Origin of the sequence: Luteibacter sp. 22Crub2.1 (assembly GCF_900167995.1) — a bacterium.
Lineage (GTDB): Bacteria > Pseudomonadota > Gammaproteobacteria > Xanthomonadales > Rhodanobacteraceae > Luteibacter > Luteibacter mycovicinus.
Window position 1 is genome coordinate 102,353 of the sequence record NZ_FUYT01000007.1, and the last position, 22,242, is coordinate 124,594.

Below are 22,242 nucleotides of genomic sequence, written 5' to 3' on the forward strand. Positions count from 1 at the left end.
CGGCCGTAACAATGGCGTCATGGCCCTCAACCTATCGCCCTTCCCGCCGATATGACTACTGCGTTGCAGTCGGGGGGAAGGACGCCAATGAAAGCGCTCATCGCCGCGATGCTGATCGTCGCGGCTCACGTAGCCGGTCTCGCGCTTTTCCCCGCGCGCGGGATGGCCGTGTCCTACGTTTTCTTCTTCTCCGTGGCCGCACTGGCCATGGGCAGCGTCGTGCATGCCTGGCATCGTTCGGGGCCGCCACGCGACCGGCGCTGGTGGCTGCTTCTGGCCAGCCTTGCGCTGTGGGTCATCGGCATGTCGCTGTCCGCCCGGCAGAACTACGCACTCGACAACTCGAATCCCGCCCCTGGCGACAGCATGTTCTTCTACATCCTGTACGTCCTGCCGGTACTGGTCGCCGTGTCTTCCGCGCCGGTGGCCGCGCGAAAACACTGGGCCATGGGGATCGACCTGATACTGGCCGCGCTGCTGGGCGTGCTGTTCTACGTACGTACGTTCTCGATCGTTTCGCTCGAAGGGGCCATGGGCCCGCAGCAGGCCGTCGACGTCGCGTACATGCTCGACTTCGAGAACGCGTGCCTGGCCGTCGCGGCTTCATTGCGTTTTCTGGCCACCGACCGTACCGACGACCATGCCTTCTTCCGGTCGGTCATGTTCTTCTTCGTCAGCTACGCGTTCGCCGGCTACTTCTACAACCACTACGTCGCACTCGGCGGACATCCGGATTTCGGTACATCGCCATGGGACGCCTTGCTGGATGTCCCCTTTCTCGCGCTGTTCGTCGCCATCGGCGTGCGGCTTCCGCAGCGCCACTGGCATCCGCCCGTCTATCTCGTCCGCTTCGTGCAGAGCGCCAGCCCGACCTTTCTGGCGATGAGTGTGCTGGGTTTCGGCCTGATGGTCATTCCCGGCTATCCCTCGCTGGGCATCGCCGGCGCGATTGCCGCCGTGATCGGTATCGGTCTGCGCGGCACGCTCGCCCAGGTGGATCTGGTGGAAGAGGAATACCGCCTGTCGCGCAGTCGCGAGGAACTGCAGGGACTGGTCTTCATCGACGCCCTCACCGGACTGGCCAACCGCCGGGCGCTCGACGAGCGCCTCCTGCGCGAATGGCATCGGCCGGGACAGCGCGAGCCCATCGGTCTCCTGATGATCGACGTGGACTACTTCAAGGAATACAACGACCGCTACGGTCATCTCGCCGGCGACGATTGCCTGCGCGCGCTCGCCGAGACACTGACCGCACGTGGCCTGCGCCCCAGCGACTTCATCGCACGCTTCGGCGGTGAGGAGTTCGCCGTGGTCGCTCCGGGAACACGGCTCGAGGAGGCGCTGGCCCTCGCCGATGACCTGCGCGCGCACGTCGAGGCGCAGGCGATCATCCACCCGATGAGCCCGTTCGGCGTGCTGACGATCACGATCGGCGTCGCGGCATCGCAGCCATCGGCCAACAGCGGCCCGCTGGACCTGCTCAACGCCGCCGACCGTGCGCTGTACCGCGCCAAGCATGCCGGTCGCAATCGTGCCGGCGGGCCGGTCGAGTCACGTAACGAAAGCTCGCGAGCCTGATCGCGTCATTGCTTTAACCCCGTTTGCCTTGCTTCCGCGTTTCACCGTCATGTCCCCCACGAGGTCGTGCACGATGAATACGCTACGCATCACTCTGCCCCTGCTGTTGGCCGGCCTGGTCGCCACCGCCGGCAGCGCCGCGTCGTCCGCACAAACGGCGGCGCCACGCTCACGCGCATCCCTGCCGGAGCCAGTCGACACGGGCAATGACTGCTCCACTCAGGCGTTTCCGCCACGCTTCCGACACAGCGTGCCCATGCACGCGACATACGCCGCGGCACCTGTCGCGGTGCCCGCGCCGCCACCGGCACCGCCTGCTCCGCCAGCACCTTTACCGGAGGCCGGGGCGCTGGTATCGGCGGCACCGATCGCCTCGCTGGAGGCCGCCAGGGCTGCGCCCTCGCAAGGTGTGATGGTCGCGGGGACGATCGACCGCGACCATTACGCACACCGCGACGCCAACCCCGTGCATCTCGCCGCCACCGATCCCGTGTCGACCTTCAGCATCGATGTCGATACCGGCTCATACACGAACGTGCGGCACATGCTGAAGGAAGGGCGCCTGCCGCCTGCCGACGCCGTGCGTACCGAGGAATTCATCAACTACTTCGATTACGGCTACACGCCACCCACCACGCGTGCGCGTCCGTTCAGCGTCACCACCGAGTTCGCACCGTCACCCTGGAACGCCGATCGTCAGTTGCTGCTGGTCGGTATTCAGGGCTACGCCGTACCGGCCAGCGAGATTCCGGCCGCCAACCTCGTGTTCCTGGTCGACGTGTCGGGTTCGATGAGCGAGGAAGACAAGCTGCCGCTGTTGAAGGCCTCGCTGAAACAGGTGGTGCCGAAGCTGCGTGCCCAGGACCGCATCTCGCTGGTGACCTACGCAGGCGCGACGTGCGTCGCCTTGCGGTCCACACCGGGCGACCAGCACGCGACCATCAACGCCGCGATCGATGCGCTCGGCGCGGGTGGGTCGACGAACGGTGCCGCGGGTATCGATCTTGCCTACGCGCAGGCGGCGAAGGGTTTCATCAAGGGCGGCGTCAACCGTGTGATCCTCGCCACCGACGGTGATTTCAACGTCGGTACGGTGGGCGTGAAGGAGCTGGAGGATCGTATCGCCGACAAGCGTAAAAGCGGTGTCGCGCTGACGACGCTGGGATTCGGTGAAGGGAACTACAACGACGAAATGGCGGTGGAACTGGCCGATGCCGGCAACGGCAGCCATCACTACATCGACAGCCTCGAGGAGGGACGCCGCGTGCTGGTCGACGAGATGTCGGCGACGCTGCTTACCATCGCGAAGGACGTGAAGATCCAGGTCGAGTTCAACCCCGGTGTCGTCGCCGAGTACCGCCTCATCGGTTACGAGAAGCGTGTGCTGGCTCGCGAGGATTTCAACAACGACGCGGTCGATGCCGGCGAGATCGGTGCCGGTGCGAATGTCACGGCCCTTTACGAGATCACGTTGAAGGGTGCGAAGGGTGCCCGGATGGATCCGCTGCGTTACGGCGACACGCCGACGGCCTCGGCGGGGAGCGAGCTCGCCTTGCTGCGGATGCGCTACAAGTCGCCCGAAGGCGGTGCGAGTCGGTTGATCGAGCAGCCGCTTTTTCCGACGGTGTCGGCGGCGCCGAGCGAGCGGATTCGGTTCGCCGCCGCGGTGGCCGCGTTTGCCGAGAACCTGCGTGGCGGGAAGTATGCGGAAGGCTTCGATTATTCGAAGGTGGCGGCGCTGGCGCGTGCGTCGCTGGGCGCGGACAAGGGCGGGTATCGCGCGGAAATGGCGCGGCTTGCCGAACTGGCGGGTGGGATGCAGACGGAGCCGGTGGCAATGCCGTAACCTTCCCGGCCATGGACGCTCCCCTGACCGACGATGGCGGACTGATGCTCGCCTGGACAGGTGGGAACGCGGCCGCGTTCAGGGAGCTGTACAGCCGGCACAAGGGCCCGCTGTATCGCTTCCTGCTGAAGACGGTCAAAGACCGCGCGCTGGCGGACGAGCTTTTTCAGGAAACCTGGAGCCGCGTCATCGTGGCGCGCGACCGCTACCGCCCCGACGCGAAATTCAGCACCTGGCTTTTGCAGATCGCGCACAACCTGGCGATCGACAGTTTCCGCCGCCAGCGACCGCAGGCGGGCGAACGGGAAACCGAGGCGGTGTTCGCCGCGCAGGCCGCGCCCGAACGCGAGCAACCCGAGCATGCCCTGTCCGATTTCGAACTGCGCCGGCGTATGCAGCGCGCGGTCGAAAGCCTGCCCGACGAGCAGCGCACGGCGTTCGTGCTGCGCATGGAGAACGAACTTTCCCTGGAGGAGATCGCCACCATCACCGGTGTGGGACGCGAAACCGCCAAGTCGCGACTTCGCTACGCCATGGCCCGCATCCGCGAACTCGTAGCCGAATGACATGAATCCGAACACGCCTCCACCCAGCGACGACGATCTGCCCGACGAGCAGGAGCTCAGGGCACTCTACGCGCGCCTGCCGAAAGTCGAACCCGACACGTCGCTCGATGCGGCCGTCTTCGCCCAGGCGACGCGTGCGACGCCGGTGCGGCGCCGGCCGCGGTGGCCCGTGGCGTTTGGCTCCGCCGCGGTGCTGTTGCTGGCCGTCGGTGTGGCCTGGCAGGTGCGCGACACGGCGCCCCTGACCGTGCGTCCCGAGGCCGCTCCTGCCGCGCCATCGGCCGCGGCGCAAACGGCCGAAGAAGCGAAGGCTTCCGCCGTCCGGACGGATACGGGCGTCGACGGGACAACCGCCGAAGCGGCCAGGCCGTCGATGAAGGCGAGCACGGTCGCGCCGACGCCTCACCACGCCGTTCGCAGTGCCCGCGTCGCCACCGAGGCGCCTGTCGTATCGTCCGCTCCCGTGGCGACACCGGCACCGGCACCGGCACCGGCACCGGCACTTGCCGAGGCTGACATGGCTCCGGTGCCCGCGCCGCCGCCCGCGCCCCCTGCACCGCCTGCACCGCCCGCGCCGTCGGCTCTCGCGGAACCAGCGCCCGCCAGCGCATCCGGCGACAGCGATAGCCATCGCGGTGCTGTCCCGTCGGAGGGCCTGATCACTCCGGGCCCGAAGACCGATCTCCCGCCCGACGACCGCATCGGCGACATTCGCCGGCTGCTCAACCAGGGACAGCGCGACGAGGCAATCCGCCAGCTGCGCGACTTCCGACGCCGTTATCCTCACTACGACCTGCCCCAAGACCTCCGCGATCTGAATCCTTGAGCACACCGCTGGACACCCTCGCAGCCCCCTGGCGGCACGAAGAGGACATCAGGAAGAGCCGTTTCCTGGCCCAAGCGTCCCCGATCTCCTCGCCCGCGGAAGCCCTCGCGTGGTTCGACGAGGCGGGCGACCCCGCCGCCACGCACAACTGCTGGGCCTACCGCATCGGCGACGCCTACCGCTTCAATGACGATGGCGAGCCCGGTGGCACCGCCGGCCGGCCGATCCTCGCGGCCATCGATGGCCAGGGTTGCGATCGTGTCGCCGTCCTGGTCACCCGTTGGTACGGCGGCATCAAACTGGGTGCGGGTGGCCTCGCCCGCGCGTATGGCGGCAGCGCCGCCGAATGCCTGCGCCTGGCACCCCGCACGCCCATCGTGCTGCGGGGGCAGCTGCTCCTGCACTGCGACTTCTCCGAACTCGCCCTGGTCTCCGCGCGTATCCGCGACATGGACGGCCTGATCGAGAGCGAGCGGTTCGTGGCCGACGGCGCCGATCTGGTGGTGAGCGCGCCACGCGACCGTCTCGACGCGATCGCGTCCCGCATCGTCGACGTATCCCGTGGCAAGATCCAGCCGCGACGCGCCGACGCAGGCGACGAGCGTTGAATACTGCACCGCCAGGCCCCATCCGTTGGCGAATGACTAAAGGAAGCCACCGCGCATGACCGTCGAACGCAGGGAGAAGTCACGCAAAATCGGTGCCTTGCGCAATCTGTGGCCCTTCATCAAGCCGCACAGGGGCCTGGCCATCGGGTGGCTGATCTTCCTCGCCATTTCCTCCGGTGCATCGCTGACCCTTCCCGTGGCCGTGCGGCACATCATCGACCGCGGTTTCCTCGCGGCCAATCTGGCCACCATCAACGGCACCTTCCTGGCGCTTTTCGGCGTGGCCATCGTGCTGGCCATCGCCACGGCCGCGCGTTACTACTGCATCGCCCTGCTGGGCGAACGCTCGCTGGCCGAGCTGCGGACCTCCCTGTACAAGCATGTCATCCAGCTGGATGTGGGCTTCTTCGAAAGCACACGCGTGGGCGAGCTCACATCCCGGCTCGGCACCGACACCGAGGTCGTCCAGACCCTGATCGGCTCGGGCATTTCCGTCGCGCTGCGCAGCGCCGTGATGCTCATCGGTGCCGCGGCGGCAATGGCCTGGACCAGCCCGCGGCTGGCGGGGCTCACCGCGCTGGTGATTCCGGCTGTGATGCTGCCGATCCTGATTTTCGGCCGCCGGGTGCAGAAGCTGTCGCGCACCAGCCAGGACCGCATCGCCGACGCCGCCGCCGTCGCCAACGAGACGCTCAATGCGGCTCAGGCCGTGAAAGCCTATGCGCGGGAACCGACGGAAAGCCGTCGATACGCGCACGCCATCTCGCTCGCACTGGCTACCGCGCGTCGTCGTATCGGCATGCGTTCGCTGCTGACAGCCGCGGTGATCGTATTGATCTTCGGCGCCATCACGCTGGTGCTCTGGGCCGGTGCCCGTGACGTCATCGCGGGCACCCTGGAACCGGGCATCCTCAGCCAGTTCGTCCTCTATGCGATCTTCGCGGCGGGCTCGGTGGCGGGTCTCTCGGAAGTGTGGGGTGACGTGCTGCGCGCCGCTGGCGCCATGGAGCGTATCGGTGAACTGTTCGCCGAGAAAGCGACCATCGCGACGCCGGGCGCTCCGGAATCTTTGCCGCGCCCGGTCAGGGGCGCCCTGCGCTTCGACCGCGTGCAGTTCCGCTACCCGTCACGCCCCGATGTGGCTGCCCTGTCCGACTTCGACCTGGAGATCTCGCCCGGTGAAACGGTCGCGCTCGTCGGCCCTTCGGGAGCGGGCAAAAGCACGGTCTTCAGCCTGCTGCTGCGCTTCCACGACCCGGTCTCCGGCGCGGTTCGCGTCGACGGCGTCGACCTGCGTGCCCTCGCTCTTCCCGAGCTGCGCGGCGCGATTGCGCTGGTGCCGCAGGAAACCGTGATCTTCGGCGGCAGCGCCGCCGACAACATTCGCTTCGGCCGCGAGAACGCGACGGACGACGAAGTACGTGAAGCCGCACGTCTCGCGGAAGCCGACGGCTTCATCAGCGCCTTGCCGGAAGGCTATGAAGCGGCGCTGGGCGAGCGTGGCGTCCGCCTGTCGGGCGGGCAGAAACAGCGTATCGCCATCGCGCGCGCGATCCTGCGCGATGCGCCGCTGCTGCTGCTCGACGAGGCGACCTCCGCGCTCGATGCGCAATCGGAGGCGGCGATCCAGCACGCCCTGGAGCGACTGGAGAAGGGCCGGACCACCCTGGTAATCGCGCATCGGCTGGCGACCGTGCAGCGTGCGGACCGCATCGTGGTCATGGATGGTGGGCGGATCGTGGCGCAGGGAACGCATGAGTCGCTGCTGCGTGAGGGCGGGCTTTACGCCGAGCTGGCCAGGCTGCAGTTCGTGGCCTGAGGTCATCAGCTCAGATTGGAGCTCTTGCCGTCATCCGCACACCGCGTTGACGCCGGTCTGCCTAACGTCGCCTCATGGATAGCGACCTTCTGCTACCCCGACCTGAAGGCCTTTACTGCCCGGCGGGGGACTTCTACATCGATCCGATGCAACCGGTACCGCGGGCCGTGGTGACGCACGCCCATGGCGATCATGCGAGATCGGGCAGCGGTCTCTATCATGTCGCCCGGGCCGGCGGCGGCCTCATGCGCGAGCGTCTGGGCGCCGCATCGGACATCCGCGAGTTCGCCTATGGCGAGCGATTCACACTGGGTGAAACCGTGCTGTCGCTGCATCCCTCCGGGCACGTGCTTGGCGCCGCGCAAATTCGCATCGAAGGCCGCGGCCTCGTCGCGGTGGTTTCAGGCGATTACAAGCGAGATCCGGACCCGACCTGCGCGCCCTTCGAGCCCGTGCCGTGCGACATCTTCGTCACCGAATCCACGTTCGGTCTGCCGATCTATCGCTGGCCACCCATGTCGGGCGTCGTCGAGGAGATCCTTGCATGGCTCGACGAATGCGCCGCGCGCGGCGTACCTGCCGTGCTGTTCTCTTACGCGTTGGGAAAAGCTCAGCGCATCCTTGCCGAACTGGCCACGCGCACCGACCGTACCGTGCATCTGCACGGCGCCATGGTCCGCCTCGTCGAGGCGTACCGCGAAGCCGGTGTCCACATGCTGCCCACGGTGCCGGTAAGCGATTCGGCAAAGGGGCGCGACTTCGCGGGCGAACTCGTGATGGCGCCCCCGTCGGCCGCCGGCTCGCCATGGATGAAGCGGTTTTCCAAGGCGTCCACCGGCTTCGCGTCGGGCTGGATGCAGGTACGTGGCGCGCGGCGCCGACGCGGATACGACCGCGGCTTCATCGTCTCCGACCATGCCGACTGGTCGGGCCTGATCCGCAGTGTCGACGACTGCGGCGCGAAGCGCATCTACGTCACCCACGGCGACGGGGAAGCACTGATCCGCCATCTCCGCGAAACGGGTCACGATGCGCGACCGCTGCGGTCACTGGGTGGCGCCATGCCGGACGAACGCAGCAGCGAGGAAGGCGACTGATGCGCCGCTTCGCCCAGCTTTTCGAAGCGCTGGACCGCACCGCGTCGACGTCGGCGAAGCGCGACGCGATGGCGGCGTACTTCGCGGTGGCGCCCGCTGAAGATGCGGCGTGGGCCGTCTATGTCCTCGGCGGCGGCAAGCTCAGACGCACCGCCAGCTCGACCGAGCTGCGCACCGCGCTCGCCGAGGAAACGGGCTACGCCGACTGGCTCATCGACGATAGTTACCAGCACGTCGGCGACCTCGCCGAAACGATCGCGCTGATGTTGCCGGCGATCGACGACGACGGCGAAGACACGCCATTGCACGTATGGATGGAAGCGCGTCTTCCCTCCATCGGCAAACTCGAACCGGGCGAGCGAATCGCCCTGCTCCGCGAATGGTGGCGATCCACGCCGAGGGAACAGATCTTCCTCGTCAACAAGCTCCTGACGGGCTCGCTTCGCGTCGGCGTGTCGCAGCGGCTCGTAGTACAGGCTCTGGCACAGTGGTCCAACCTTGCCACCGATCTCATCGCCCACCGCCTGAGCGGCACCTGGAAGCCGGGGGCGGAGGCCTTTCGCGCACTGGCCGGTCCGGAACGCGATGACGAACATGCGGGCGAACGTCCGTACCCGTTTTTCCTTGCCTCACCGCTGGAACAGGGTGTGGAGAACCTCGGCGACATCCACCAGTGGCTGGCGGAATGGAAATGGGACGGCATCCGCGCTCAGCTGATGCGTCGTGCCGATGGCGCACTTATCTGGTCCCGTGGCGAAGAACGCATGGATGGCCGCTTCCCGGAACTCGAACAGGCCGCCGCCGACTTGCCTGACGGCTGCGTGATCGACGGCGAAATCCTGGCGTGGCTACCGGACGAGGCGCATCCCCTGCTCTTCGCCGCCTTGCAGAAGCGCATCGGCAAACTGAAGCCCGGCCCGAAGCTGCTGGCCGATACACCCGTGCGCCTGATGGCGTACGACCTGCTCGAACTCGGTGGGAAGGATCTGCGCGAACACCCGCTGGCCGAGCGCCGTGCACTTCTCACGAGCCTCCTGGAGGGACGGGGTCCGACGCTGACCGTGTCGCCCGCGGTGTCCGCGCCGGACTGGGCATCGCTGGCCGAGGTGCGCGCGGAGTCACGCGAACGCCGCACCGAAGGCCTCATGCTGAAACGCACCGACTCTCCTTACCGCGTCGGACGCAAGCGCGGCGACTGGTGGAAGTGGAAGGTGGACCCGTACACCGTCGATGCCGTCCTGCTGTACGCGCAGCCGGGCCACGGTCGGCGCTCGGGCCTGTTCACCGATTACACGTTCGGCGTCTGGGACGGAGAGACGCTGGTACCTGTGGCCAAGGCCTATTCCGGCCTCGACGACAGCGAAATCGGCAAGCTGGACCGCTGGATACGCGCTCACACCATCGACCGCTTCGGCCCCGTGCGTTCGGTCGAGCCCACCCACGTCTTCGAACTCGCTTTCGAGGCGATCCAGGCCTCCGGCCGCCACAAAGCCGGCGTCGCGGTGCGTTTCCCGCGCATCCTCCGCTGGCGCACCGACCTCGCGATACGCGATGCCGACAAACTCGACGACCTCCGCCGCCTGGCGTCGGGCTGAGGCTCGCCTCGTCGCCTGGTTCGCCGCGCAGGAGCGGCGACCGGCCCCGTTCCAGCGCGCCGCGTGGCGCGCCTGGGCGGAGGGCCGCAGTGGGCTCGTGCATGCACCCACCGGCACCGGCAAGACGCTGGCCGCGGCGGGTGGCCCTCTGATCGACGGCTTGCTCCGGCCACGAACCGGTCTGCAGTTGCTGTGGATCACGCCACTGCGATCGCTGGCCACCGACACCACCCAGCACCTCACGGCGGCCGTCGAGGCGATGGAGTTGCCCTGGCGCGTACTTCGCCGCACCGGCGACAGTGGCAGCGCCGAGCGCGCCCGTCTGCGGCGTGGCGCCTGCGAGTTGCTGGTGACGACACCCGAGAGCCTGGCACTGTTACTGAGCTATCCCGACGCGCGCGAACGCTTCGCCACGCTGCGCGGCATCGTCGTCGACGAATGGCATGAGTTGCTCGGCAACAAACGCGGCACCCTGCTCCAGCTCGGCCTGACCCGCCTGCGCCACTGGCTTCCCGATCTGCGCACCTGGGGCCTCTCGGCCACGCTCGGCAATCTCGATGAAGCCCTGGGCGCGCTGGTCGGCAACGGCGAGGGCAACGGCGTCATGATCGGTGGCGGTGGCCGGAAGAAGACGTCGATCGAGACCGCGCTGCCCGAAGGCGGCGAACGGTTTCCCTGGGCAGGCCATCTCGGTTTGTCGCAGCTTCCGCGTGTACTCAAGGCGGTGCTCGACGCGCGCACGAGCCTCGTTTTCGCCAATACCCGCTCTCAGGCCGAGCTCTGGCACGAGGCGCTCGCCTCCGTCTGGCCGGAAGCCCCCGAGACGCTGGCCCTGCATCACGGCTCGATCGATCCGAAGCTGCGTCTGGCCACCGAAGAGAAACTGCGCATCGGCGCGCTGCGCTGTGTCGTCGCCACCTCGAGCCTCGACCTCGGCGTGGATTTCTCCAGCGTGGAGCGCGTCATCCAGATCGGCAGCCCGAAGAGCGTCGCGCGGTTGTTGCAACGTGCCGGTCGCAGCGGCCACCGTCCCGGCGTGCCGTCGAAGATCCTCTGCGTCCCCACCCATCTGCTTGAACTGGCTGAAATCGCCGCGGCACGACGCGCGCTCGACGAGGGCCACCTCGAACCGCGTCACCCGATGCGCGGCTGCCTCGACGTGCTCGCGCAGCATCTGCTGACGATGGCACTCGGTGGCGGATTCACGGCGGACGACGCGTATGCGGAAATCACCTCATCGCTGGCGTATGCCTCCCTGCCACGCGAACGCTTCGACGCCGTGCTCGCTTACCTGCGCACCGGCGGCTCGGCACTCGCAAGCTATCCCGAGTACCAGAAGCTCGCGACAACCGACGGTCGCTTTCACGTGGAGAGCGGCCGCATCGCACGCATGCACCGCCTGTCGATCGGCACGATCACCTCCGACGGCAGCCTCGCCGTGCGCTACATGAAAGGCGCGCGGCTTGGCACGGTGGAGGAAAGTTTTCTGTCGCGACTGCGTCCCGGCGACCGCTTCCTGTTTGCCGGACGCCACCTCGAGCTGGTTCGCGTCCGCGACATGACGGCCTACGTACGTGCCGCACCGAACCGTCGCGGCGGCGTTCCCCGCTGGATGGGTGGACGGCTGCCGCTATCGGGCGAGCTTTCGGACGAACTGCGACGCACCCTGGCGGGGCAAGGCCGGGAAGCCGAAATGCGCGCGCTGATTCCCCTGCTCTCCATCCAGCGCCAGCATTCGAGCGTGCCCGACCTCCATGAGACGCTCTGCGAAAGTATGCGTACGCGCGAAGGCGACTATCTGTTCGTGTATCCGTTCGCAGGGCGCCTCGCGCATGAAGGCCTCGCGGCGGTGATCGCACTCAGGCTCGCGCGTATTCAGCCCGGCGATTATGGCTATGCCGTCAATGACTACGGGCTCACGATCACCGCCGCGCGCATGCCCGCCATCGATGCGGAAACAATGCGCATGCTGCTGCATCCTGCGGGACTTCGCGACGACATTCGATCGAGCGTCAATCTTTCCGAGCTGGCGAAACGACAGTTCCGCGAGATCGCACGTGTGGCGGGCCTGGTGTTCAACGGTTATCCGGCGCACAACAAGACGATGCGTCAGCTACAGGCTTCCAGTGGACTGCTTTACGACGTGCTCCGTCGCCACGATCCGGAGCACCCGCTGCTCTGGCAGGCGGAACGCGAGGTGCTGGACCAGCAGCTCGACTACACGCGTCTGCGCCACTGCCTCGTCCGCGTCGCGCGGTCACGCCTGCTGTGGAACGAACCGAAGCGGCTCACGCCGCTGGCCTTCCCGCTGTGGGTCGAGCGGCTTCGTGGAGGCATCGCGGCGGACGACTGGAAAAGCCGGGTCGAACGTATGCTGGCGACGCTCGAAGCGGGAGCCGACCGATGACGACGCACGAGATCGAGGTTGCCGGTGAACGCCTCACCCTGCACAGCGAACGCGCCATCTACTGGCACGCGCAACGCATGCTGCTCGTGTCGGACGTGCATTTCGGTAAGGGCGCCGTGTTCCGTCGCGCCGGCATCGCCGTACCCAGCGGCGACACGGACGACGATCTGGCACGACTCGACGCCCTGATCGCCGCGTTCGCTCCCGCGACCATCGTGGTGCTCGGCGATCTGGTGCATGGCGCGGCCACGGAGCGCAGTGTCTGGGTGGAGCGTGTGCGTCAGTGGCGACAGGCGCATGCGGATATCGCCATCATTCTGGTCGCCGGCAATCACGACCGTCACTTCGACGTGCGCCTGCTCGGTATCGACGTACGACCCGACCGGCTCCTGGTACCACCGTTCGTGCTCGCGCATCATCCGGAGCCACACGGCGATGGCTATACGTTATCGGGACACGTGCACCCGGGCGTCGTCGTCCGCGACGGCTGGCGTAAACACCGCTTGCCCGCCTTCGTCTTCGATCGCGAGGTGGCCATGCTGCCCGCCTTCGGTACGTTGACCGGCCTGCACGAAACGCCGGCAAAACCCGGTCGGCGCATCGTCGCTGTGACCCCTGCCGGATTGTTACCTGTCATGGTTTAGATGGCATACTCCGCCGACATCCCGACACGGAGTGATACGCATGAAGCGTTTTATCGTTGGTGTGACGTCCCTTGCCATCACGGGACTGGCGTTGGCCGCTGGCCCGGGCGCGGTACGCAAACAGGTCGAGGCCAGCATGCTGCTCACCGGCACGATCGTCGTCGCGCCCGATGGAAGCGTGAAATCTTACGAGCTGGATAAGGCGGAAAAAATTCCCGCCAATATCACCGCCCTCGTGAGCAACGCGACGCAGCAATGGCACTTCGATCCGGTCATGCGTGACGGTCAGGCGGTCACGGCGAAAGCCCGCATGTCGCTGCGCGTCGTCGCAAAACATGAAACGCCCGATAGCAGCGATTACACGGCGCGCATCTCGGGCGCCACCTTCGGTGACTACGACGCCGCGTCGACGGACCAGATCACCTATCTCGAACGCAATCCGCCCGCCTATCCCCAGGTCGCAGCGCGCGGTCACGTGGGAGGAACGGTCTACGTCCTGCTGCGCATCGGGCGCGACGGCAAGGTGGTCGATGCCGAGGCGGAACAGGTCAACCTCAATATCGTTTCCAGCGACGCTGACATGAAGGCCTGGCGGAAAGTGCTGGCGAGCCCCTCCGTGACCGCCGCCAGGCACTGGACGTTCCACATTCCGACCACCGGGCTGCATGCCAACGATCCCTATTACGTAACGCGCGTGCCCATCGTGTACCGGACCGAACGGACGAGCCCCGACGCCGAATACGCCACGTGGCAGGCCTATGTACCGGGCCCGAAAGACCGCGTGTCGTGGGCCGATGACGATCGCGCGGCCGGTGGCGGCACCGACGCCCTGCCCGACGGTCAGATCCAGCTCGTCGGTACGGGTCTGAAGCTGACGACGCCCGTGTCGAAGGGCTAGCGCGCGAGCTGGGTCGACGCTTCTCCCGCCATCACGCCAGCGCGGCGACGATCGCGCGCACGGTCTCGACGTCCGTGCGCGTTTCACCCGCGCCCATGCCGAGTGCATCGACTGGCAGCTGCATGCCCGACGGAAGCCGCCGCTTGGCTGAGGCGTGAAACTCCCGCGCACGCGTGGTCGCGCGCAGTGCCGCCGCGTTACCTGGCTCGACACCGGCGCCGGGCATGACGACGATACGCCCGCCTGCCTGGGCGACGAGCCTCGCCAGCGATGCCGCTCCGGCCACGGCACTCGGCATACCTCCCGAGGTCAGCACCCGCTCGAAGCCAAGGTCGATCAGGACTTCCAGGGCCGCGCTGCGGTCGGGCACCAGATCGAACGCACGATGGAAGGTCACACCCATCGTTCCCGCGGCGCGGATGAACATCCCACACGCCTCGGTGTCGATCTCGCCGTCGGCGGTCAGCGCGCCGACGACGACGCCCTCGCAACCCAGATCGCGGCAGTGCTCGATGTCGTCGAGCATCGCTTCGATCTCGACGTTCTCATAAAGAAAGTCGCCCCCGCGAGGACGAATGAGGACATACAGCGGAATCGTCAGGCCTTCGCGAGCGAGGGTGATCGTCCCGTGCGAGGGGGTGACTCCACCCTCGTCGAGGCTGGCGCACAGTTCGACACGACCCGCCCCGCCTTCCTGCGCGGCGAACGCCGAGGCCACGGAGTTGGCCGCGACTTCCAGCAAGGCCATGATCAGTAGGTGCTCTTGCCGGGAATCAGCGCATCCTGCTTTGTCGCATCGCACACGGCGTACGAAAAACCTTTCTGGATCGACCACGCACCGACATTGCCCTTCTTGTCCAGGGCAAGAAAGCCGACCTGGAGATCTTTCGCTTCCGGCTTGCGCCTGAGGATACGTTCGACCGCCTCGCGGCAGGCATCTTCCGGCGAACGTCCCTGCCGCATCAGCTCGACGACGAGGAAGCTGCCGACATTGCGAATCACTTCCTCACCGACGCCGGTCGATGTGGCACCGCCGACCTCGTTGTCGACATAGAGTCCCGCGCCGATGATCGGGCTGTCGCCGACACGACCGTGGAGTTTCCAGGCCATGCCGCTCGTGGTGCACGCACCGGACAGGTTGCCCTTCGCGTCGATGGCGAGCATGCCGATCGTGTCGTGGTTGGTCGCGTCGCCCGGCGTGCCCCCCGGACCGGCGTTGTAGCTCCTGACTTCGCTGTTGGCGACCGGCTTGTATTTCGCGGATTTGAGCCACTCGTGCCAGGCCTTGTCCGATTCCGGGGTCAGCAGCTCCTCGCGCGGAAAACCCTGCTCGAGGGCGAACTGCAACGCGCCGTCGCCGACCAGCAACACGTGGGGCGTCCGCTCCATGACCCGTCGCGCGACCGATATCGGGTGCGCAATGTGCTCGATGGCCGCGACCGCGCCACAGTTACCCTTCTCGTCCATGATGCTGGCATCGAGCGTGACCTTACCATCGCGATCCGGGTAACCGGCACGACCGACGCTGTGGTTGCGCATATCGGCTTCGGGCACGCGTGCCCCCGCCTCCACCGCATCCAGCGCCCGGCCACCACCGGCCAGCACCTTCCACGCCGCCTGATTGGCAGCCACGCCGAAGTCCCAGGTGGAACACACGCGAGGCAGTACGCCACCGCCCGTCACCGATGGCGCTTTGGCGTCCGCCGCCAACCCCCTGGCGGTCAACGCCACACCGGAGGCGACCGTCGCCCCCTGGAGAAATCGCCTGCGATCCATGAATTCCCTCAGTCTTCAGCCGCGCGTTTTTCGCGCCTCGTCCGATGTTCGCATGGGGCGACGCCATCCTGCCAGCCAGCCGGTTGCGGCCGCGGGCCACAGAGACTGTCGTGGTATTCCGCCGTGGCCAACCGCCGCCAGGCGGCGTGCCGCGACAGGGTCGCGCCGAGCACACTCATCGCCGCCAGCATGACAAGGACGAAGACGAGTATCGAACCGCGGCAGGCACTCATCGCTTTGCCACCACGCGAGAGAAGCGCGTGCCATCGGCGAACCGGATCGATACCTCGAGCAGCCGCGCCGCGTTCCCATGCCACTGCAGGAAGCGAACGCGTCGCACCCGACCGCTCTCATCGGGTACGTCCGCGAGCACATCGAGACCGACGATCTCATCGACCAACGCATCGCAGGCTTCGACACACCGTCGCAGGCCTTTGCCGACGAGCCAGTCGGCCGCATCGGTGTGCACGACGTAGGAACGGTAAGGTCTGCCCGCCGGAATGAGGGGGCAATCGCGCGCATCGGTACAGACGCCCCAGGCCTTCGATTCGGCAAGGTCGTCCGTGAGGACGGCCAATGCCTGGCGAGCCGCATCGCTCCGCTCCATCGAGCGAAGATGCCGACGCGACGCCAGACCGGCCGATCCGAGTGAGACCGCCACCACACCCGCGACGATACCGGCGACCGCCAGAGAGCAGAGAAGCTCCACGAGACTGGAACCACGATGCTTCATGGCTTGAACGACATCGCGACGAGAGGGCGGCCGTCCCATGAGATGCGCACGACGCACACCGATCGATCCATGCAATGCAGCATGTGCCGCGCAGGCGGACCCAGTTGCTCGTGCAACGTCCGGTCGAATCGGTCCAGATCGTCCATGGCAAGTTCCGCCGGCGCACAGCCGTTCCCGCAGCCAGGCGAGCGACGAGCCGTTACGCCGTGGTAATGACCTGACGCCACTCCGGCGGGGTTCGCATGCATGCGCTCGCGCAAGTCGGCAATCGCCGACACCGCCGCCATGAGTCGTGATGCCTTCGCGTCAGCTTCGATGGAGGTGCTGAACCACGTGCCTGTCGCCGCGCTGCCGATGGCGAACACGGCCAACGCAACGAGCGATTCGATGAGCGATGCACCACGGCAGGAATCTTTCATGCCGATAGATTGCGACCACTATCGCCGCGTCGATGCGCGCTTCCACAATCCGCGGGAGTCAGTCGTCTCCCATGCGTCGCACGCGATGTGCCCGCGTCGTCGTGCATGCGCGATGCCTTCGCGCGGAAGGTACACGCCGTTTCGGCTTCGGGGAGCGGCTCTTCGGCTCCGTAAAGCCCACCGACCCATCGAAAAAAACCCCGCGCCAGGGCGCGGGGTTTTCAAGACACCAGACCGTGACAATCAAGCCGCGATTTCGACGCCCGAAGCCTGCGCGCCCTTCGGGCCCGTGGTGACTTCGAATTTCACGCGCTGGCCTTCCTGCAGGCTGCGAAAGCCCTTGGAGTTGATAGCGGAGAAGTGGACGAATACGTCCTCCCCACCGTCCTCGGGCGCGATGAAACCGAAACCCTTGGCGTCGTTAAACCACTTGACGGTACCGAAACGCATTGCGGAGACCTCATACATGGAATTGGAAGCGCCCGGATATGGCGAGGCGTTCCCCATGGATCCCCTGATGCCTGCCCCCGCGGCGGTGGCAAGTATCATCAAGTTTCGGCGCAAAGCGCAACTGGGATTTTTTCGGGGTCAGGCCCCCGACAGCAACCGGCCGAGGATCGGCGCCACATTGGCCGTGGCCGCCGCGAGGTGGGCGAAGATCTCCTCGATGCTGATTTCCGCCTCATCACCGGCCCCGGCCGCGAAGTTGGCCACCAGCGCCAGACAGGCGAATTCGAGATCGAGCTCGCGTGCCAGGGCCGCCTCAGGCATACCCGTCATGCCTACCAGATCGCAGCCGTCACGCTTCATACGGGCGATTTCGGCACGCGTTTCCAGACGCGGCCCCTGGGTCACCCCGTGGCAGCCACCGTCGATGATCGCCAGGCCCTCGGCACGCGCCGCCGACAGGATCGCCTGGCGCAGGCTCTCCGTGTAAGGCGCGCTGAAGTCGATATGGCGGACTTCGGCTCCGTCCACATCATTGAAACTGGTGTACCGACCGTGCGTGTAGTCGATGATCTGATCGGGCACGACCAGCGCACGCGGGCCCATGTCGTCGCGGATGCCGCCGACCGCATTCACCGCGACCACCCGGCGAGCGCCCAGCGCATGCAGTGCCCAGAGATTGGCGCGGTAATTCACCCGATGCGGCGGCACCGTGTGGCTTTCGCCATGCCGTGCGAGGAAGGCCAGACGCTTCCCGCGGAAATCGCCGGTGACGACATCGCCGGAGGCGGGCCCGAAGGGCGTCTCCACGCTGTGACGCTGCGTGTTCTCGAGGCCTTCGAACTGGTACAGGCCGCTGCCGCCGATGACGGCGAGATCGATGGTCATCGGGTCAGTCCTTCAACGCGTGGATGGCCGGCAGGTTGCGGGCCTGCTCGTGATAATCCATGCCGTAACCAAAGACGTAACGGTCCGGCAGGTCGACGCCGTTGAAGTCGGCTTCGATCCCGTGCGCGCGACGGTCGTGCTGTTTGGTGCAGAGCACGGCGAGCAGGACCTTCTTCGCGCCCATCGCGAGGCAGGCGTCGCGGACCGCCTTGAGGGTATGGCCTTCGTCGAGGATATCGTCGACGAGGACCACCGTGCGGTCACGCAGCGGGACTTCCGGACGGCGCAGCCAGTGCAGATCGCTGCCGCTGGTCTCGCCGCGATAGCGGGTGGCATGCACGTAGTCGAATTCGAGGTCGGTGCGGATCGCCAGGGCGAGCTGGCCGGCGAACACCAGCGCGCCGTGCATGACGGTGAGGAAGACCGGCACTTCACCGTCGAGAGCGGTATCGATCTCGCGGCCCAGGCGGGCGATTTCAGTGTCGAGCTGTTCGCGGGTGAACAGGATATCGGAGTGCGCGAGCGCGTACTCGAGCGAAGCTTGGGCGGTCATGGTGGAATCAGGGCTCCAGGGCGGTCACGCGCGCGATGAATCGTTCGCGCTGGGGATTGTCGACGAGGCCTTCCCAGGTCGAGCCGATCGCGCCGCGCAGCGGGGCGATACGCTCGACCGGCGACGGACGGCGGCCCTTGACCGCCGCGATCGCCTCGGGAACGACGTCGGGAAAACAGGCGAGCACGAGATCGCAGCCCGCATCGAGGTTGGCGCTGACGCGTGCGGCGACACCGCCGACGCTGCCGGCCGCGGCCATGCTGATGTCGTCGCCGATCACGCAACCGCGGAAGCCGAGCTCGCCGCGCAGGATCTCGTCGATCCACACATGCGAGTAGCCGGCCGGCTGGTCGTCCACGGCCGTATATACGACATGCGCGGCCATGACGGCCTCGGCACGTGCCTCGATGCCCGCGACGAAGGGCAGCAGGTCGGTGCTGAGGATCTCGTGCTTGCTGCGCGGATCGATCGCGGACGACAGGTGCGTGTCTTCCGCGACCGAGCCATGTCCGGGGAAATGCTTGAGTACGGCGGCCATGCCACCAAGATGCATGCCACGCACGTAGGCCTGGACAAGATCGGCCGCAACGACGGGGTCGGCATGCAGCGCGCGATTGCCGATAGCCGCGCTGCCACGATCGAGATCGGCAACCGGTGCGAAGCTGAAATCCACGCCGATGGCGCGCATTTCGCTGGCCATGATCCAGGCGTGTTCTTCCGCACGATCGATCGCCGCACCCGGATCGGTGTCGTACAACCGGCCGATGGCAGCCAGCGGCGGCAGACGTGTGAAGCCCTCACGGAACCGCTGAACGCGGCCGCCCTCCTGATCCACGCAGACCAGGACGTCCTCACCCGCCACATCACGAATGCTCTCGATGAGCGCGCTGACCTGCTCCCGCGATACGAAGTTGCGTGAGAAGAGAATGACCCCGGACACGCCGGGCGCCGTGAGCAAGGCATGCTCGTGCGCCTCGAGCTGCGTGCCGGCCAGGCCGACGATCAACATGCTGCGTCCTCCTTCCCTTCCCGTTCCGCGGCCGACCACGCCTTGAAAGGATGGTCGATCAGGTTGACGTTGTAATAGCGGACCGCGTGGCTGACTTCGGCACCCAGCCAGTCGGGTGTCGGGTAAGCGGCGTCCGCCGATGGCAGTTCCACCTCGGCGACGATCAGCCCGGCGTTATCGCCCAGGAATTCGTCGATCTCGAAGTGTGCGCCGTCGAGCATGACATGGTGACGAATCTTTTCCACCCGCCCGTCGGCAAGGTCGTCCAGCATCTGGCGGGCATCGGCGAGGGGCACGGCGTACTCGTATTCCTGACGCTCGATGCCTAGCGTGGCCGACTTGATGTTGAGCCACGCCTGCTCGCCGGAGACCCGAAGCCGGACCGACGATTTCGCCTGGCCCGAGGCCACGGCGGCACCGCTGACCAGATACCCCTGCGCCATGCGCTCGCTGCGCTCGACCAGCGGGCGCCAGCCGTCGCCGGCGAGGAGGAATTTGCGTTCGATCTCGATACCCATGGGTCTCCGGTACTCAGCGGCGCTCGAACAGCGCGATGGATTCGACGTGCGCCGTGTGCGGGAACATGTCCATCACGCCCGCCGACACGAGGCGGAAGCCCTTGCCGACGAGAATGCCCGCGTCACGCGCCAGCGAGGCCGGGTGACACGACACGTAGACCACGCGGTCGGTGCCCTTGCGTGGGAGGTACTCGAGCACCTTGTCCGCGCCGGCACGCGGCGGATCCAGCAATAGCTTGTCCCAGCGCTGGGTGGCCCACGGCTCGTTGCGCTGATCATCGAACAGATTGCCGACACGGAACGATGCGTTGGAAAGGCCGTTGCGCGCGGCGTTGGCCGCGGCGCGCTCGACCAGCCCATGCTCCCCTTCCACGCCGACCACCTCGCCCGCATGGCGCGCGATGGGCAAGGTGAAGTTGCCGAGGCCGCAGAACAGGTCCAGCACACGGTCCGTGGGTCTGAGGTCCAGCAGCTCCAGCGAGCGCGCGAGCATGCGCTGGTTCATCCCCGCGTTGACCTGGACGAAATCCAGCGGCTGGAACTCCAGCTCGACGTCGTCGGCCGGCACCGCGAACGCGAGCCGCGGCGACTCCGGCCAGATCGGATGGACGCTGCTGTGATTGCCGGGCTGAAGATAAATCGCGAAGCCATGCGCCTTGCCGAAGGCGATGAGCGCATCGCGGTCCGCGTCGCTCAACGCCGCCATGTGCCGGAACACCAGAGCGATCATGTCGTCGCCCGCGGCGAACTCGATCTGCGGGATGTCCCGCGCCGCGGCCAGACCGCCGACCAGCTCGGCGAGCAACCCGACCTTCGGCCCCAGGGCAGGATGAAGCACCTCGCAGTGCTCGATCTCAGCGACGAAGCGCGGATTGGCCTCATCGCGGAAGCCGACCAGCACGCGCTCCTTCTTGGCCACGTAACGCACCGAGAACCGCCCCTTGCGGCGGTAGCCCCATGGCTGGTCCGTCAACGGGGGCAGCCACGACCCGGGCGTGACCTTGCCGATACGTTCGAAGTTGTCGGCCAGCACCTGCTGCTTCGCGGCGATCTGCGCGGCGGAATCCATATGCTGCAATGAGCAGCCGCTGCACTGACTGAAGTGCCGGCACTTCGGCTCGACGCGATCGGGCGAGGCATCGAGCACGCTGACGATTTCGGCGTCGTCGTAATGACGATGACGCTTGTAGTACTTGAGCAGCACCCGCTCGCCCGGCAGCGCGCCGGAGACAAAGGTGGCCTTGCCGTCGATGCGGGCGACGCCCCGGCCGTCGTGGCCGAGGCCGGTGATGGTGGCTTCGAATTCGGTCATGCGCTCAAAACGTAAAGCCCGGACGACGACGGTCCGGGCTGGCTGGGAGGAAGCCCGCGCCTGCGCGGCGGGCGGCCCTGGCGGAAGCCTACTTGCGCTTCCAGGCGCCGGAGGCGTCCCGATAATACCAGCCCGGCGGCGCGCGCTGGACCCAGCCATCGGCGAACGCCTTGCGGATCTGCGGCTCCCACTCCGGATGACCGTTGGCGCGGGCCACTGCGGCATACAGCGCATCGCGGTCGTTGTTCTCCTGCCCGACGATGCCATTGGCCTGCGAACGCTGATCCAGAGGCAACGCACCGGCGTCGCGCACGGCGACCAGGCCGTCGGCGGTGAAGCCGACCGCGCCGCTGTCGAACAGGCCCTTGAGCTGCCCGCTGAAACGACTGGTCATGCGTTGACGGATGGCATCGGTCTCCGGGGTGCGCACCTGGATATCCGGCGATTCCGCCGCCTGCGCCGCCGGGATGACCAGATCGAGCAGCGACGCGGACGGCTGCTTACCGGGCACCGGCTTCGGCTTGTCCGATTCGCCGGACGGCTTGGCGACGCCGCTGTCATCGAGGACCGTGCCGATGAACTGATCGGCCGCCTTCTGGGCGGCGGCCTCGGGGAAGTAGACATTGATGGTGACGCAGCCGACGAGGGCCACGGCGGCCGCCAGCATCACGACGATCAAAGGCTTGCGCATCGTTCCTTTCCT

At 66.9% G+C, this 22,242-nt stretch carries 22 protein-coding genes; 11 read left to right on the plus strand and 11 right to left on the minus strand.

Annotated elements, in window-relative coordinates; translation table 11 throughout:
* Window positions 1-87: 87 nt before the first annotated feature.
* From B5X73_RS08965 to B5X73_RS09020, 11 genes are all read left to right on the plus strand, one after another.
* A complete protein-coding gene (locus tag B5X73_RS08965) occupies window positions 88-1,578 on the plus strand; it encodes a GGDEF domain-containing protein (protein WP_176167794.1) in 1,491 nt (496 codons plus the stop codon).
* A 73-nt stretch (window positions 1,579-1,651) separates the two neighbouring features.
* Window positions 1,652-3,424, plus strand: coding sequence for a vWA domain-containing protein (locus B5X73_RS08970; RefSeq protein WP_079521415.1), 1,773 nt, complete (start codon window positions 1,652-1,654; stop codon window positions 3,422-3,424).
* An 11-nt stretch (window positions 3,425-3,435) separates the two neighbouring features.
* Window positions 3,436-3,990 (plus strand): RNA polymerase sigma factor, encoded by a 555-nt coding sequence (locus B5X73_RS08975; RefSeq protein ID WP_079521416.1) that lies wholly within the window; start codon window positions 3,436-3,438, stop codon window positions 3,988-3,990.
* A gap of 1 nt (window position 3,991) precedes the next feature.
* Window positions 3,992-4,816, plus strand: coding sequence for a hypothetical protein (locus tag B5X73_RS20615; protein ID WP_090352370.1), 825 nt, complete (start codon window positions 3,992-3,994; stop codon window positions 4,814-4,816).
* A complete protein-coding gene (locus B5X73_RS08990) occupies window positions 4,813-5,424 on the plus strand; it encodes an IMPACT family protein (protein WP_079521419.1) in 612 nt (203 codons plus the stop codon). The genes B5X73_RS20615 and B5X73_RS08990 overlap by 4 nt, the downstream gene beginning before the upstream one ends.
* Before the next feature lie 55 nt (window positions 5,425-5,479).
* Complete coding sequence (locus B5X73_RS08995) at window positions 5,480-7,243, plus strand: ABC transporter transmembrane domain-containing protein (protein WP_079521420.1); 1,764 nt, start codon at window positions 5,480-5,482, stop codon at window positions 7,241-7,243.
* Between the two features lie 74 nt (window positions 7,244-7,317).
* Window positions 7,318-8,340, plus strand: coding sequence for a ligase-associated DNA damage response exonuclease (locus B5X73_RS09000; protein WP_079521421.1), 1,023 nt, complete (start codon window positions 7,318-7,320; stop codon window positions 8,338-8,340).
* Window positions 8,340-9,935: an ATP-dependent DNA ligase gene (locus B5X73_RS09005; RefSeq protein ID WP_079521422.1), complete on the plus strand. Its 1,596-nt coding sequence runs from the start codon at window positions 8,340-8,342 to the stop codon at window positions 9,933-9,935. The genes B5X73_RS09000 and B5X73_RS09005 overlap by 1 nt, the downstream gene beginning before the upstream one ends.
* Window positions 9,892-12,342: a ligase-associated DNA damage response DEXH box helicase gene (locus B5X73_RS09010; protein WP_079521423.1), complete on the plus strand. Its 2,451-nt coding sequence runs from the start codon at window positions 9,892-9,894 to the stop codon at window positions 12,340-12,342. Before B5X73_RS09005 ends, B5X73_RS09010 begins: the two co-directional genes overlap by 44 nt.
* Window positions 12,339-12,986, plus strand: a complete 648-nt coding sequence (pdeM, locus tag B5X73_RS09015; protein WP_079521424.1) for a ligase-associated DNA damage response endonuclease PdeM — start codon at window positions 12,339-12,341, stop codon at window positions 12,984-12,986. Before B5X73_RS09010 ends, pdeM begins: the two co-directional genes overlap by 4 nt.
* A 40-nt stretch (window positions 12,987-13,026) precedes the next feature.
* Window positions 13,027-13,884: an energy transducer TonB gene (locus B5X73_RS09020; RefSeq protein ID WP_079521425.1), complete on the plus strand. Its 858-nt coding sequence runs from the start codon at window positions 13,027-13,029 to the stop codon at window positions 13,882-13,884.
* 31 nt (window positions 13,885-13,915) lie between these two features.
* Here the strand turns inward: B5X73_RS09020 and B5X73_RS09025 are convergent, their stop codons facing one another.
* From B5X73_RS09025 to B5X73_RS09075, 11 genes are all read right to left on the minus strand, one after another.
* Window positions 13,916-14,632, minus strand: a complete 717-nt coding sequence (locus B5X73_RS09025; protein WP_079521426.1) for a copper homeostasis protein CutC — start codon at window positions 14,630-14,632, stop codon at window positions 13,916-13,918.
* A 2-nt stretch (window positions 14,633-14,634) separates the two neighbouring features.
* The gene (locus tag B5X73_RS09030) at window positions 14,635-15,660 is read right to left on the minus strand and encodes a glycosylasparaginase (protein WP_079521427.1); all 1,026 of its coding nucleotides are present in this window, start codon (window positions 15,658-15,660) and stop codon (window positions 14,635-14,637) included.
* Window positions 15,661-15,889: 229 nt separating this feature from the next.
* The gene (locus B5X73_RS09035) at window positions 15,890-16,393 is read right to left on the minus strand and encodes a type II secretion system protein (protein ID WP_079521428.1); all 504 of its coding nucleotides are present in this window, start codon (window positions 16,391-16,393) and stop codon (window positions 15,890-15,892) included.
* Window positions 16,390-16,812: a type IV pilus modification PilV family protein gene (locus B5X73_RS09040; RefSeq protein WP_079521429.1), complete on the minus strand. Its 423-nt coding sequence runs from the start codon at window positions 16,810-16,812 to the stop codon at window positions 16,390-16,392. The genes B5X73_RS09035 and B5X73_RS09040 overlap by 4 nt, the downstream gene beginning before the upstream one ends.
* A 243-nt stretch (window positions 16,813-17,055) precedes the next feature.
* On the minus strand, window positions 17,056-17,262 hold the full coding sequence (locus B5X73_RS09045; RefSeq protein ID WP_036117760.1) for a cold-shock protein: 207 nt from the start codon (window positions 17,260-17,262) through the stop codon (window positions 17,056-17,058).
* Between the two features lie 138 nt (window positions 17,263-17,400).
* On the minus strand, window positions 17,401-18,147 hold the full coding sequence (locus B5X73_RS09050; protein ID WP_043693563.1) for an S-methyl-5'-thioinosine phosphorylase: 747 nt from the start codon (window positions 18,145-18,147) through the stop codon (window positions 17,401-17,403).
* Between the two features lie 4 nt (window positions 18,148-18,151).
* Window positions 18,152-18,700, minus strand: coding sequence for a hypoxanthine-guanine phosphoribosyltransferase (locus tag B5X73_RS09055; protein WP_036113767.1), 549 nt, complete (start codon window positions 18,698-18,700; stop codon window positions 18,152-18,154).
* A 7-nt stretch (window positions 18,701-18,707) separates the two neighbouring features.
* Window positions 18,708-19,709, minus strand: coding sequence for a beta-N-acetylhexosaminidase (gene nagZ / locus B5X73_RS09060; RefSeq protein WP_043693561.1), 1,002 nt, complete (start codon window positions 19,707-19,709; stop codon window positions 18,708-18,710).
* On the minus strand, window positions 19,703-20,227 hold the full coding sequence (locus tag B5X73_RS09065) for a CYTH domain-containing protein (RefSeq protein ID WP_043693558.1): 525 nt from the start codon (window positions 20,225-20,227) through the stop codon (window positions 19,703-19,705). The genes nagZ and B5X73_RS09065 overlap by 7 nt, the downstream gene beginning before the upstream one ends.
* Window positions 20,228-20,240: 13 nt before the next feature.
* The gene (gene rlmD / locus B5X73_RS09070; protein ID WP_079521430.1) at window positions 20,241-21,539 is read right to left on the minus strand and encodes a 23S rRNA (uracil(1939)-C(5))-methyltransferase RlmD; all 1,299 of its coding nucleotides are present in this window, start codon (window positions 21,537-21,539) and stop codon (window positions 20,241-20,243) included.
* 88 nt (window positions 21,540-21,627) lie between these two features.
* On the minus strand, window positions 21,628-22,230 hold the full coding sequence (locus B5X73_RS09075; protein WP_079521431.1) for a YdbL family probable chaperone protein: 603 nt from the start codon (window positions 22,228-22,230) through the stop codon (window positions 21,628-21,630).
* Window positions 22,231-22,242: the final 12 nt, after the last annotated feature.